This is a genomic window from Paenibacillus tyrphae (assembly GCF_000722545.1).
Classification (GTDB): Bacteria; Bacillota; Bacilli; order Paenibacillales; family NBRC-103111; genus Paenibacillus_G; species Paenibacillus_G tyrfis.
In genome coordinates this window covers 21,592-37,198 of the sequence record NZ_JNVM01000036.1, presented here as the reverse complement: position 1 = coordinate 37,198, position 15,607 = coordinate 21,592, and the positions used below count along the sequence as shown (strand labels likewise).

Here is a 15,607-nt window from a genome sequence, read left to right as displayed (position 1 = left end):
AGGTGATTTGCTTTCCTATCTTTTGCATAAAAAAAAGCGCCCCCCTTCCCGGACAGGAAGAGGAGCGCTTTTCATCTAGTTCAAAATCTTCATCAGTGCCATCTGATCCATCGGACCTTCCAGCAGCGCCTCTAGCGCCTGCATGCCCTCAGGCGGCTCGATCGAGCCGATCCCCGCCTGGGTCATGCGTTCCTGATAGGCCGGAGATGCGACGACCCCGACCGAGCCCCAGTAGCCCCAGTTCATCACTTTCACGGCACAAGGCCATTCCTGTGCGAGCCGGTGCGCAAACGCGTCGGTAAAGGTGCAGCCGGCCACATAGTTGCTCTGGCCTGCCGCTTTGAGAAACGCGTTCACCGAGGAGAAGATCATCACGAAGTCGAGCGGTTCTTCGCCAAACACCTGCGCCATGCGGACGCTGACATCCACCTTGGCTGCGAGCGAGGCGCGGAACTGCCCCTCCTCCATGTTGGCCAGGCTGCTGTCCGCCAGCACGATCGCGGAGTGTACGATCCCGTCGACCTGTACGTAGCGAGCCTTGATCTCCTCATAGGCGCGCTCCAGCGACTGTCGATCCGTCGCATCCGCCGCGATGTAGTGCGGTGCAGGCCCCAGTTTGGACAGGGCGATCCGCTTGGCTTCAATCGCGGCATCCTGCGAACGGCGGCCGATCCAGACGATCTGCGCCGCGTAAGTACGGATCATGTACTCGCTCCAGACTTCGCCGATGCCGCCGGCCCCGCCGATCACCACGTATACGCCGCCCGGCTTGTAGATCGTCTGATCCGGCTGTGGGCAACTCAGCTCCGCCAGTTGCTGGCGATGCCATTGCCGTCCTCGATAGACCCATGCATCCCCTTGCGGGTCTGCCGGGATCGTGAACAGGTCGGGCAGCGGCCATGCCTCCTCTGCGTCCAGATCGACCAGGCGAATGTTCCAGTTCGGATACTCCTTGGCCATCGAACCGATCAGGCCATGCAAACCGGCGTGAACCGGGTTGACCGCCTCTTCGCGGTGCAGAGCCTGCGTCTGCGTCGTCAGCACCGTCCAGCCAAGGCTTCGAGCTCCGTACCCGAGATCGAGCACCGCTTTGATCAGGCGGAAGGCGAGCAGAACCCCTTCGTGCTGCCCGGCGATCACCGCCTCCAGCTCCAGCCCGTCAGAAGAACGGTCGGGCGCGATCCAGAAAATGTGATCGAGCGCACCGCGCGCCTGCAGCTTGCTGGCGATGGCCTCCACGCTCTCTCCCGGCTTGATGTCAAGTTCGCGCGCGTTCGGCAGATACTGCCGGATCGCTTGCTGCTGCTCCGGCGTGCCGCCTACGATGGCGATCTGATCGAGCGGGGATGGGTGCAAGGGGCCTCGCTCCAAGGGAACCGCATCCCAGACAGGAACCAGACTCACAACCTCGCCTTGCTCATCGTGCAGAAGGTTCGCTTCTGCGCTTGAAGTCTGCGGTGCAAAGGAAGCCACTCCCGGATTCTCCATCAGCGGCTCCACCCAGCAGCGCTGCTTGGCGAACGGGTAGGTCGGCAGGGAGATGCGTCGCGGTCTGTTTCCTTCGTAGAGCCGGCTCCAGTCAAACGCCAATCCTTTGACCCACAGGTCGAGCAGCTTCGCATATTTGCGCTTGCTCACCCACGCCTCGATCGCCGCCTGCAAGTCTTCATCGGCCGCAAACAAGGACAGGGTCTCTTTGTTGCCTTTGAGCTGACCACGGTACAAGCCGTCGATGCCGTCCTCCCCATTCAGGAAGCCCGCCAGCTTTTCCACCAACTCCCCGACGCTCGAAGCCGTCAGGGCCAACCGCTCCTCCATCGCTTCTCGTCCGACCTGCAAGGTGTAGGCGAGATCGACGAGGTCGGCTTCGGTGAACGCTTCCTCTTGCAAAACGGTCAGGAGATGCCTTGCCTGCTCGATCAGGCGCGGCTCTTCTTTGGCCGACAGCACAACGACCGCCGGGTTCTCTGCGGTGACCTTCCGCTGCACGCGAACCTCCGCTTCGGGAACGTATTCCTCCAGCAAGAGGCAGGCATTGGAGCCACCCGCGCCAAAGCTGCTTACAGTTGCCCTCCTCGGCACTTCCCGCCCGTCGATCACCGGCCGCTTCCATTCCGCCAGCTCCTGCTGGACGACGAACGGCGTGCGGTCAAAGTCGATGTGCGGGTTGAGCACGGCTGAATGCAGAGAAGGCACGAGCTGACGATGTTTCATTTGCAGCAGCACCTTCGTCAGACCGGCGATGCCCGCGGCGCTCTCCGAGTGCCCGATGTTCGATTTGACCGAACCGATCGCATACTTCTGCCCGCCGACACGCGATTCTTGGAAGACCTTGGTGAGACCGGCGATCTCAATCGGGTCGCCCAGCGACGTTCCGGTGCCGTGCGCTTCCACATAGGAGAGCGTGCCCGGATCGATGCCGGCCTCTTTAAAGGCGCGGCCGACCACGCTCGCCTGCGCGTTCGGGTTCGGGACCGTATAGCCGTTGGTCTTGCCGCCGTGGTTGATGGCGGTCGCTTTCAGCACGCCGTAGATCTGGTCTCCGTCTTCCAGCGCTTTGGCCAGCGGCTTGAGCAGCACAGCGCCCACGCCTTCGCCCGGCACATATCCGTCGCCGCCTTCGCCAAAGCTCTCGCAGCGCCCTTTGCTCGACGCGAAGTTGTTCTGCCCGAGCAGCAGGTACTTGTTCGGGTGCACCGACACGTTGACGCCGCCGGCAATCGCCACCTCGCACCCGCCATGCAGCAAGCTCTGGCAAGCCAGATGAATCGCGGTCAAGGACGAAGAGCACATCGTGTCGACCGCCAGGCTCGGCCCGTGCAGGTTCAGGAAATAGGACACGCGATTGGCGATCGAAGACGGGTTGCCGGCCAGCGCCATCGGCTTGCCGAGCAGCGTCTGCTGCGCCCCGTACAGCTGATACTCTTCATACATCACGCCGACGAACACCCCGACATTGCCGTCGAGCCCATAGGCGCGGTGCTTGGCGAGCGCATCGCGGGTGTAGCCCGCATCTTCCATCGCTTCATAGACGGTCTGCAGGAACAGCCGCTCTTGCGGGTCCATGAACTCCGCATCGCGAGGGGAGATGTTGAAGAACAGCGGATCGAACTTGTCCACATCTTGGAGGAAGCCACCCCACTTGCTGTTCGTTTTGCCCGGTTTGCGCTTGTCGGCGTCGTAAAACGGGCTGTGATCCCAGCGGTCAGCCGGAATCTCCGTGATCGAGTCCCGACCGTCGCGCAGGTTTTTCCAAAACTCGCGCAGGTTCTGCGCCTCCGGGTAGCGGCCGGATACGCCGATGATCGCGATATCCAGCGGTTTTGCATCAGAAGTTGCTTCAACGGTCGGCACGTTTGCACGCACCTTCGAAGGAGCTTGTACGAAACGGCCTCTCCCTCGCTTGCTGAGCACGGGCGCTTCCCGCTCTGCGATCGGCTCGGCTGCGGCGACCGGCTCAGCGGCTGCCGGAGCTGGCTGATCTGTCGGCACCTCGACCCCGAGCAGCTTTTTCATCGGCTCCGGATAGGAGTCGATGAAGTACCCGGTCAGGTCTTCGATGTTCTGATATTCGAAGAACAAGGTCTTCGGCAGCGAACCGAACGTTTTTTCCAGCTGGTTGGTCATCTGCATGACCATGATCGAATCGATGCCATAGTCCTCCAGTGGCGCATCCGCTTCGATGCGGGCCGTCGGCATCTTCAGGACGGTCGATAGCAATTTTTTGAAAAAGAGAATCGACTTGTCCCGCAGGATCTCTTCCGACACCGAAGACGTGCTCAGCACAGAAGCCGATGCAGTCGGAACTGCCGTCTCTTGCGGCTGCTCCAACAGGGAAGCCCGCAGCTGTCTCATGTCGCCGTGAAACACGACAACCTGATCCTGTTCCACCGCGAGGCTCTGATACAGCGCCTGTACGCCGCTCAAGGTCGGCATCGCGGTCATGCCTAGCTGCTCTTGCAAGGTTCGCTCCGTCTCGGCATCCAAGCGCATGCCGCCGTCCTGCCAGAGCGGCCAGTTGATCGACAGCGTGCGACCTTGGCGCTGCTTGGCTGCCACCTGCCCGTTGCGATACTGGGCATATGCATCCAAGAAGGCATTGGCCATGCTGTAGTCTGCTTGGCCCGGATTGCCGAGCACACCGGCGATCGACGAGAAGGTGACGAAGAAGTCGAGAGGCATGTCGCCGCTCGCTTGATCCAGATTCACCAGACCCGCCACTTTGGGAGCCAGCACCTCGGCCAGTTCCGCTTCCGTTTTCTTCAGCATGAAGTTGTCGCGGATCACGCCGGCGCTGTGGACGAGGCCGTCCAGCTTGCCGGAGTCGGCGCGGATGGCGTCAAACAGGCGCGCGACCTGTGCTCTGTCGGTCACATCCACACGCTTGTACTCGATGCGAGCACCTGTCGCTTGCAGCTCCTGCATCGCGGTCTGCTGTGCCGCTCCAAGAGCAGAGCGGCCGGTGAGATACAAGGTCGTGCCGCTGACTTGCTGCACGATCTCCCGAGCCACGATCAGGCCGAGACCGCCTGCGCCGCCCGTGATCAGGTACGTCCCGCCATCTTTCCACGGGATGTGCACCTCCTGCCGGGAGACCTCCGCTTCGCTCCAGCCTGCCACCCAGCGCTTGCCATCTTGGTAGCGAACGTGACGGTCTTCCAAGCGGGCGAGATTCTCTTGCAGGCGAGCGGCCACTTCCGTCGCGTCGGACGTGCGCTCCAGTTCGATCAGTTGCCCGATCAGGTTCGGATTCTCTTGCGACGCCGTTCGCAGCAGAGCGGAGAGTCCTGCGCTCAAGCGATGCTCCGGCTCGGTGCCGACTGCGATCTGCACAAGCACTTGGCCTTTGGGCTTCTGTTGGAGCAGAGCTTTGATCTCTCGGAACGCTTGGGTCGCGTGCGCTTCATAACGCGCTGCCGGATCGGATGTCTCCGAGCGCAAAGTTATGCAGCGAGCGTCGTGCACGTCTGCCTCCATGTCGCAGAGGAGCACCAAGCGCTGGCTGTAGCTCGGCTGTTGTGCCGGCTCGCCGACCGGTTGCTCCGTCCAGCTCGGGAGCAGCATCAGCGTTCCTTCCCGGCCGCGCCCATCGTCCAGTTGTCGTGCGGAATAGCCCTTGATGCGAACGCGGACATCGCCTTCTGCGGCGCAGAGGTCAAGGTCGAACTTCTGCACCTTGTCCCCCGGACGGCTGCCAGCGCTGCGGCGCACGAGCACCCACATCTCGTCCGTGCACGAACCGAGGATGTCCACTTCCTCCAACGCGAACGGCAGAGCCGGACGCTTGATGTCGGCACCGTCGGACAGCAGGGCCAGCGTGACCTGCAAGGCCGAATCCATCAGGCTCGGATGCAGCACAAACGAGCTTTCCTGCTCAACGGAAGCCGGCAGCACAAGGCGGGCGAGCGCTCGATCCGTGCCCAGATGCACGCGCTCGACGCCGCGATGTGCCGGCCCGTGGTCGATGCCAAGCGACTCAAACATCGAGTAGAACGCGGAGGCATCGAGCGTCTTCAGGGAGCACTGAGACTGCAAAGTCTTGAGGTCAAGGCTTGGCATGGCTTCAAACGACTTCCAGACCACACGCCCTTGCGAGTGAATGACCGGCTCCTGACCTGCCTCCTCCTCGCGATAGACCTCAAACCCGATCTCGCCATCCGCTTCCGGGAACAGGCTCAGATGCACATCCAGCGGCTGCTCCCCGAGGAGGAGCGGGCTTGCCCAGATGACATGCTTCAGGCGCAGGCCGTCTCTTCCATCTTTCAGAGAAGCGGCCGCCAGTTCGACAGCTTCGCGCGCCATCTCCAGATACGCCACGCCCGGCAGCATGCGCTGGCCTTGCACAACATGGTCGGCCAAGAAGAACTCCTCCCCTGTGAAGGTCGAGGTAAATCGCTGCTCGGTCAGGTCGGACGTGTTGCGGTGAAGCAGCGGGTGAAGCGCCGTGTTCATCGCGTGCGACGAACGGCGTCCGCTGCCTGCCGTCCCCTCCTCCTTGGACATCCAGTAACGCTCTTTGGCGAACGGATAGGTGGGCAGGTAGATGCGCTGCGGTAGGGTTTGATACAGCTCGTTCCAGTCAATGCTGCCACCAAGGACCCAGAATTCGGCGAGCTTGTCGTGCTGACGATTCTGCATCCAATCGCTTGCCTCGGATGCGAGGTGACCAAGGCTCGGCTTGTCCTTGCTGCGTCTGACCTGACCACGGTACAGCCCGGCGATGTTTTCCTGCCCTTGCACGTACGCTTCCAAACGGTCTGTCAGCTCTTGCAAGGATCGGACCACGAGGGCCATCCGCTCTTCCATCTTTTCGCGTCCCACCTGCAACGTGTAGGCCGCGTCCACCAGATCGGCATCCGTGATGCGTCCTTCCGCCACGAAGGCGAGCAGTTGGCGGCTCTTTTCCTGCAGGCGCTCCTCATTCTTCGCCGACAGCACGACGATCACCGGCTGCTCCGGCGCGGTGCCTTTGGTCTGGCGTGCTCCGCTCGGGATATATTCCTCGATCACCAGATGCGCGTTCGAACCGCCGGCGCCGAACGACGAGATCCCTGCGATGCGCGGATATTCTCGACGAACCCCATCCAGTTCCAGAACCGGACGCGGCCACTCTCCCAGTTCCTGCTGCACGACAAACGGCGTCTTGCCGAAGTTGATGTTCGGGTTCAGCGTCTTGGCGTGCAGGGTCGGCGCGATCTGTCCATGCATCATCTGCAGCAACACTTTGGTCACGCCCGCGATGCCTGAAGCGCTCTCGCAATGGCCGATGTTCGACTTGGCCGAGCCGATCGCGCAGAACTGCTTGTCCTCCGTGCCTTTTTCAAATGCTTTGGTCAGGCCGGTGATCTCGATCGGGTCGCCCAGCGACGTGCCGGTTCCATGCGCTTCGAGATACGAGACCGTCCGCGGGTGAACGCCCGCCCGCTGCAGAGCGTCTGCGATGACGCGAGACTGCGCGTTCGGGTTCGGCACCGTGTAGCCGTTGGTTTTGCCGCCCGCGTTCACCATACTGCCCTTGATGACGCCATAGATGTGGTCGCCGTCGGCGATCGCCTTGTGCAGCGGCTTCAGGAGGATCGCCCCGACGCCCTCTCCGTCGACAAAGCCGTCGGCCCCATCGCCGAACGCCTTGCACGCATCGGTCGCCGAGAGCATGGTCATCGCCGAGAGCCGCAGATAGTGCGCCGGATCAGAGATCAGGTTGACACCGCCTGCGATCGCACAATCGCTCGTGCCGCTGTACAAGCTCTCCAAGGCGAGATGAATCGCCGTCAAAGAGGACGAGCAAGCCGTGTCCACATTGATGCTCGGCCCTTGGAAGTTAAAGAGATACGAGACGCGGTTCGCCAGCGACCAGAAGTTCGCACCCGTCGGGTAAAAAGCGTTCATGATCCCGGCGAACACCCCGACCTTGCCACTCTCCGCGAGAGTGCCCGGCGTGTACCCCGCATCTTCGATGCTCGCGTATACCGTCTCCAGGAACAACCGCTCCTGCGGGTCCATCTTCTCCGCTTCGGCAGGGGAGATCTGGAAGAACAAAGGATCGAACTTGTCGATGTCCTTCAGGAACGCTCCCCATCGGGTGTACATCGTCCCCGCTTTTCCTTTTTCCGGGTCAAAATAGTCCTGCCAGTTCCAGCGTTCTTGCGGAATCTCGCCCACGCTGCTGCGGCCCTGCTTCAGATTGTTCCAGAAGCTGTTCACATCGTCAGCGCCTGGGTAGCGCCCGGCCAGCCCGACGATCGCGATGTCCTGCAGGCGCATCGGCGGCTCTTCAGCTCTCACTTCGCGGGCGACAGGTGCCTCTTCTTGCCGCTGCAGATAGCGCTTGGAGGACGTGCGGAAGGTCAGGTTCGTGCGTGTTTGCGCCGCCTGTGCAGGCACGGAAGCCTCCGTGCGCGGCATCTGCTGCACCTCCGTCTGCCCGGCCAGCCCGAGCTTTGCGACAAGCGCCTCGCGCTGCCTGTCGACCAGATGATCGGCCAGCGAGTCTAGGGTCTGGTATTCAAAGAACAGCGTGCTGTTGAGATCCTCCCCGATCCCTTCGCGCAACGCATTGGTCAGCTGGACGACGAGGATCGAATCGATGCCATACTCCTCCAGCGATTCGGACGGGTCGATCTGGTCACTCGGAATTTTCAGCGTGTCACCGACCACATTTTGAAGGTAGGCGATGACGTTTTCACGCAGGCGTTCTTTCGTAACAGGAGCCTTCGTAACAGGAGCCTGCGCGACAGGCGCGACGGATGCCGGCTGCACAACCGCAATCGGTTCTGCTCTCACCGGTTCCGGCTCGAAGCCGATCGCCTTTTGCAAAGCGTCCTTGTGCGCCTTGACAAAATAGTCGGCCAGCTCGCCGAGCGTCTGATATTCAAAGAACAAGGTGCTGCTGATCTCCCCGAACACCTCGCGCAGAGCATTGGTCAGCTGCACGACGAGGATCGAGTCGATGCCGTACTCCTCCAACGCTTCCGTCTCGTCGATCTTGTGCACCGGAATCTTCAGCGTGTCGCTGACGAGCTCTTTCAGATACGTCACGCTCTTCTCGCGCAGAGATTCAGGAGAAAGCGCGGCGACCGTCGCCTGCACAGGGGCCGGCTTGATCGATACCGCTTGCGGTTTTGCTGCTTGTGGCTTGGTCGCCTGCTTGGCCACCGGCTTGCTTTTCTTCGCCGCCTGCTTCTGGCGAACGACGCCGTCGCTCATGGCGACGACAACCTGCTGGCCGAACTCATGCGCCTGCTCTGCCGGATGGAACACGCCGGAGAAGCCTTCGCTCGCCAGCACCTTGCCCCAGACCTCCGGGAACAGGCCCGGGTTGCCCGGAATGCGCAACTCTGCATCTTCGTAGAGCCACCAGCCTTCGAGCAGGCCGAACGTCAGATGCGTGAACAGCGCATTTTGCGAGATCTCGTTCAGCAAAAAGAGGCCGTTCGGTCGAAGCACGGCTTTGGCGTTGCGAATCGTCTGCCGGATGTTCTTGGTCGCATGCAGGACGTTGGTCGCGATGACAAGGTCGTAGGCCCCCGCTTCAATGTCCTGTCCGGCGAGCGGTGCTTCGACGTTGAAGATCTTCGGTGCGAGATACGGATTGTCAGCCCCGTACTCACGCTCTGCATGCAGTAGAAACGCACGCGAGATGTCGGTGTAGCAGTACTCCACAATGCGATCCTGATACGGCCGCAGCTTGCGGAAGACCATCGCGCTCGTGCCTCCCGTGCCGGCGCCGATCTCCAGAATGCGCAGGGAGACGGCCGGATCGTCCGCCATCCGTTCCTGCAGATAGGTCACCACCGTGTCGGCGAGCACCTCGTTGAAGTAGTCGGAGATCTGGTTGTTCTTGTAGATCCCCTCCACCAGCGCCATCGAGGAGTTGGGGAACATGATCTCCGTCGCCGGCACGCGGCCGGTCAGGATATCCGGCAAGGCGCGCAAGGTGGCCTCAATGAGCTGCACCTGGGCTTTCAGGTTCGGGTTGGTGAGCCAGTGCGGCTTGTTCGCTTCCCATTCCTGCCAGAGCACCTGTGCCGGCGTATCGAACTTGAGCGCATGGTCGCGCTCCAGAACGGCGACGCTCTCCGCCAGCCATTTGCGGTAAAATCCGCGCACCGCATTTCCGTCCTGCAATTGCGGCGCTTGCAGCTGCGCGCCGAGCAGACGAACCAGTAACTCCTCCATGTCCGTCTTGTCCAAGCTCTCGTCCGCCTTCATGCGCGCCACGCGACCGTTCTGATCCGGCAGGCGCTTTTGCAGCGACTCTGCAAGCGCAGGCAGAACGTCCGTCCCGATCTGCATCGTTTCGGTCGCGTTCACCCCTTCGACCTGCACGGCCTTGGTGGTTTTCATCAGCCCGAATTGGACGATCGGGCGCGTCAGCAGCGTCTCCAGAGCTTCCATCGCTTCCTTCGGCTCGACAAATCCGATGCCGACCTGCGACAACAGCTCCCCTTCTTTGGAATGCACGATCTCCTCGGCGTTCCAGTAGCCCCAGTTCATCACCTTCACGCGGCAAGACATCTCGCGCGCCATCTGATGGGCAAAAGCATCCATGAACGTGCAACCAGCCGCATAGTGGCTCTGGTTCGCATTTTTGATGAACGAGATGATCGAAGAGAAGAACAGGACAAAATCAAGCGGCTCGTCGCGGAACACCTGGGCCACGCGCAAAGAGACGTCCGCCTTCGCCGAGAATCCGGTGCGGAATTGCGCCTCCTCCATGCGATCCAGTCCTGCGTCCTGCAACACCATCGCCGAGTGGATGATCCCGTCAATTCGGCCATACCGCTGCTTGATCTCGTCACGCGCCCGCTGGAGCGACGCGGCATCGGTCGCATCGGCGGCCACATAGTGCGGAGCCTTGCCATGCCGTCCGAGGGCTTCGAGCTTGGCTCGAATGGAGGCATCCGGTTGACGGCGACCGATCCAGACGACCTGCGCCTCGTAGCGGCGGATCATGTACTCGGTCCATGCTTCTCCGATCCGTCCGGCCCCACCGATCACCACATACACGCCGCCCTGTCGGTACAGCGTGCCGTCAGCCGGCGCCGCTTGGAGCAAGACGAGCTGTTGGCGGTGCCATTCGCCGCCTCGATAGACCCAAGAGCGACCACGGCGATCCGTCGGGAGCTGCAGCAAGTCAACCAGCGGCCAGGCGCCCGCTTCGAGATCGACCAGGCGGATTTTCCAGCGCGGGTACTCCTTCGCCAGAGAGCCGACCAATCCGTGCAAGCTGGCGTGGGTCGGGTTGACCTGCTCCTGCGCGTGCAACGGTTGGGCCTGCGTCGTGAGTACCGTCCAGCCCAGCGGACGGGATTCGTATCCCGCTTGCAAAAGAGCTTTGACCGTGCGGAAGAGCAGCAGCACGCCTTCTTCCTGCTCGCGGACCAGCGCCTCGTTCGTCACCGAGGAGAGAGCGCGCTCCGGAGCGATCCAGAAAATGTGGTCGAAGCTGCCCAGGCGCTGCAGCTTGTCCCCGATCTCTGCGATGGAATCGCTCGGCTGCAGGTCGAGCGACAGCACGTTCGAAAGGTGCAAGCGCACGGAACGCTGCTGCTCCGAAGTGCCTCCGACCACCAGCACGCGATCGGCAGAAGCCGGGAAAGACGGCACGCGTTCCGGCGTGACGACATCCCATACCGGTGCCAAGGTCAAGTTGCCGACCAGCGGGTCGTTTTTGCCCTCCTGCCCGGACGGCGTTTTCGCATCTAGCGCACGGTACGTGAAACCTTTGATTCGAACCGAAACGCGGCCTGCCTCGTCGCACAGATCGATGTCGAGCTTTTCCACCGCGCCGCCTGCTTGGCTGCCTTCGCTGTGGCGGAGCACCGCCCACATCTCAGAGGTGCAGGCTTGGTAGACCTCCAGCTTTTGCAGCACGAACGGCAAAATCGGGTTCGGCGAGAGGTCTCCGCGCGCGCCAAGCAGGAAGCCGACCGACGCCTGCAGCGCAGAATCCATCAGGCTCGGATGCAGAACATACCGGCTGGCGGATGCTGACAGCGCGGACGGCAGAGACAGTCGAGCCAGCACGAGACCTGCGCCGACGTAGAGCTCTTGAATGCCGCGATGACCTTCCCCGTACTCGATGCCCATCGACGAGAAGGCTTCATAGCAGGCTGCCGAAGTCAGCACCTGCGAGGACGCTTGCTTCTGGAACGAGGCAAAATCGACCGTCGGAGGAGCCGCAACAGAAGCGAGCAGCGCGCGGCCTTCGCCATGCACCACCGGCTCGGAGTCCTGCCCCACGGTGTAGATCTCATACGCGACCTCGCCGTTCTCTTCCGGGAACAGTCCGATGTGCACCTGCACAGGCTGCTCTCCTACCGTGATCGGGCGAACCCATGCGACATTCTGCAGTTGCACCTCGCTCGGCCCTTCGACCAGCCCGCCGGCTGCATGCTCGACTGCGGCCCGCGCCATCTCCAGATAAGCCACGCCCGGCAGGACGCGATTGCCTTGCACCCGATGATCGTTCAGGAAGAACTCCTCGCCGGTAAAGGTCGACGAGAAACGCTGTTCGGCAAAATCGGACGTGTTCTGATGCAGCAGCGGATGAAGCACGCTCTGCACGCCCGCCGTTTCGGCCGCGACCTGTGCCGTCGCTCTGTTTGCAGCCTTGGGAACCCAATAGCGCTCCTTGGCAAACGGGTAGGTCGGCAGGCTGATGCGCTGCGGACGCCCTTGACGGTAGAGGCGATTCCAGTCGATCTCCACGCCTTTGACCCAGAGGTCTGCCAGCTTGTCATGCTTGCCTTTGGCGATCCATCGGTTCAGGAGTTCCCGCGAGTCTTCGTCTGCGCTGAAGAGCGCAACCGTCTCTTTGTTCTGCTTGACGGAGCCGCGATGCACGCCCGCCTGCCCGTCCGGGTCTGCCAGATACGCTTCGAGCTCTTGCTTCAGCTCCGAGAGGTCGCGGACGACAAAGGCCACGCGCTCCTCCATCGCCTCCCGACCGACTTGCAGAGTGTACGCGAGGTCGATCAGGTTGAGGCGTTGAAGAGCCTCCGCAGCCGGGGTGACAGACTCTAGATGCAGGCCGGCCGCCGCCGTTTCCCGCACCGCTCCCTCAAGCCCTGCCACGTGGGCCACCGCCGCCGCGATCGACTCTTGCTCCAGCAGTTCTTTAGGATCGACCTCCAGTTGGAATTCCGCTTGCAGACGCTCGCTCAGCTGGGCGAGGTGAATCGGTTCGATGCCATATTCGCTCCACTCGACATCCGCTTCCAACGCGTCTGCCTTCACGTGGATCAGCTCCGCGAGCATCTCCCGCATCACCGCTTCCAAACGCAGTTCCATCCCTTGCGCTTGTACAGGCTTCACAGCTTGCACAGCCACCCGCACCGGATTCTGACGCTGCGCCTCCTCGTTCTTGTTCAGAGCCGCCAGCAAGCGGCCCGCATAGGCGACCAGGCGCTCTTTGTTCTTCGCGGACAGAGGAACCAGCGCGGCACCCTGCCCTTCCGTGCTCGTCACCGCTTGCGGCGGGATGTATTCCTCCAAGATCACGTACGCGTTCGAGCCGTACGCCCCGAACGAGCTCAGCCCGGCACGGCGCGGGTATTCGACCCGCTCACCGTTTTCGATGAGCGTCGGACGCTGCCACTCTTCCGTCTTGTGCTGGACGTAAAAAGGCGAATTTTCCAGTTCGATATACGGGTTGAGCTCCACCGAATGCAGCGACGGCACGAGCTTTTTGTGATGAAGCTGCAGGGCGACTTTGTGTAGACCGCTGATGCCGGCCGCCGATTCGCCGTGGCCGATGTTGGACTTGACCGAACCGATCGAGCAGTATTGCTTGTCCGGCGTGAAGTGTCGGAACGCCTTGACCAGCCCTTGGATCTCGATCGGGTCGCCGAGCGACGTCCCGGTGCCGTGCGCTTCCATATACGAGATCGTGCGCGGATCGACACCCGTTTTTTCCAAACATGCCTGAATCATGTCCGCTTGGGCCACCGGGCTCGGGACGGTGATCCCGCTCACCGCGCCCACGTGGTTGGTCGTGCTTCCTTTGACCACCGCATAGATGTGGTCGTTGTCCGCAATCGCCTTGCTCAGCGGCTTGAGCAGCACCGCGCCGATGCCTTCGCCCGACACATACCCGTCGCCGCCCTTGCCGAACGTGTGGCAGTACCCGTCGCTGGAATGCATGTCCATCATGCCATACGTCATGTACTTGTTCGGATGCAGCGACAGGTTCACCCCGCCGGCCAGCGCCACTTCACACTCGCCGCGCTTGATGCTCTCCAGCGCCAGATGCACGGCGATCAGCGAAGACGAGCAGACGGTGTCGATCGCCATGCTCGGTCCGTGAAAATTGCAAAAATACGACACACGGTTCGCGATCGACGCATAGCTGAGCGACAAAGGCTGCGGCCGTCCGTCGCGCACCGCTTCGGCTTGAATCAGCGTGTAGTCCTTGTGCATCACCCCGACGAACACGCCGACGTTGCGGCGCTTGTTCGGCCCTTTTGGCGTCACCACCGTCTTCGGGGTGTAGCCGGCGTCTTCCACCGCTTCCCAGCAGGTCTCCAGGAACAAGCGCTCCTGCGGGTCGATCGTCTCCGCCTCCCGTGGCGAGATGCGGAAGAATTGCGGGTCGAAGCGGTCCGGATCATGGATAAAACCGCCCCACCGCGACATCGGCTTGCCGGACGGAGACTTGACGCCCTCCAGCCGCTCCCACTCCCAGCGCGACTTCGGAACCTCCGTGATGCAGTCTTTGCCAGCCAGAAGATTCTCCCAGAACTCGTGAAGGTCGCGCGATTGCGGATACTTGCCGGACATCCCGATGATCGCGATGTCCTCTCCCGCATCCGGCACGCCATAGCTGCCGGTCTCCGGGAGTTCGCGCTCAGCTTCGTACAGCTCGTCCGCCGGCTCGCTCCACTCTGCCTCTGCCTGATTCGCTCCGCTTGCACCGCCGCCGAAACGATCCGCATGATGCTCAGCGAGGTACTCGGCCAGCTCCGTGATCGTCGTGTACTCGAACAACAGCGTCGGCATGAGCTGCGTTTCGAGCTTGCTGCCGATCGCCGTCACGACTTCCAGCAGCATCGACGAGTCGAGGCCGATCTCGTAGTACCCGACATCTGTCGCCACTTGATCTTCCGGTTTGCCCAGCTTTTCGGCGATCAACCGGCGCAGGAATGCGGACGCCTCCTCGACCGCCGAACCGCCTCCCGACGCATACGCAGGAGGTGCGACCGGTGCGGAAGGTCGGGGCTGTGGTTTTGGCTTCGGCTTTTCTTGCACAGCGGCCTCCGCCTTGCGGGCCGGATTGATCAGCCCTGCCCCGCGCACCAGCTTGCCCTTGTAATTGAGCAGCTCCGCGATCTTCTTTCCGTTCGTGTCAAAAAACTCCATCGTCAGAAAATTGAGCTCTTTCTTCCGCTCAACCGGCTTGGCGATGCGAGTCCAGCACTCCGTTCCGAGCAGAGCGGCGGCGCGGAATTTTTCATAAAAGAGCGGCAGGAACAGCCGCTGCTCCTCCTCGTTCGTGTTGTCGAACAAGACACCGGTGCCAACGCCGCTGCCATCGATCAGCGTCGGGTGGAACATGAAGCCCTCCGCACTGCGGCGCGCCTCGTCCCCCAGCGCGATCTCGATGTAAGACGCCCCGTTCTCGCCCTCATAGACCACGCCGTCCGCCAGCATGAACCCAGTATGCACGAGCTCTTGGTGGCGGCACTGCGCATAAAACGAATCAAGCGATACCGAGCGCGCGGCCGTCTGCTTAATCCGGCTGATATCAAGAACCTCGTCGAACGTCAGCGGATCGCACAGATGCATCTCCGCCGTGATGTGCAACTTGCGCTCCGGGGACAAGACCCCCTTGCGCTGCTCCTGCCCTTCCACGCGAATCTGCCAGCGGCCGGCTTCCGTCTCGTCGCACTGAACGCGGAGCAGGACGTTCAGATCCTGCCCCACGACCAGTGGGTTATAAATGGAAAGATTGAGAAGATCCAGCCGTGCGAAATCATAGCCCCGCTCTCGAAACAGCTGATAGAGCAGATCGATGTACGCAAATCCCGGAAACAGCTCTTGACCGTAGGCCTTGTGATGCTTGACGACCGGATGATCCTTGCCGATTAGAATTTGATCTTCCATG

At 61.8% G+C, this 15,607-nt stretch carries 1 pseudogene; it reads right to left on the bottom strand.

The features are described from left to right. Positions 1 to 78: 78 nt before the first annotated feature. A pseudogene (locus ET33_RS40025) lies at positions 79 to 15,606 on the bottom strand (SDR family NAD(P)-dependent oxidoreductase); the annotation flags it as partial. Position 15,607: the final 1 nt, after the last annotated feature.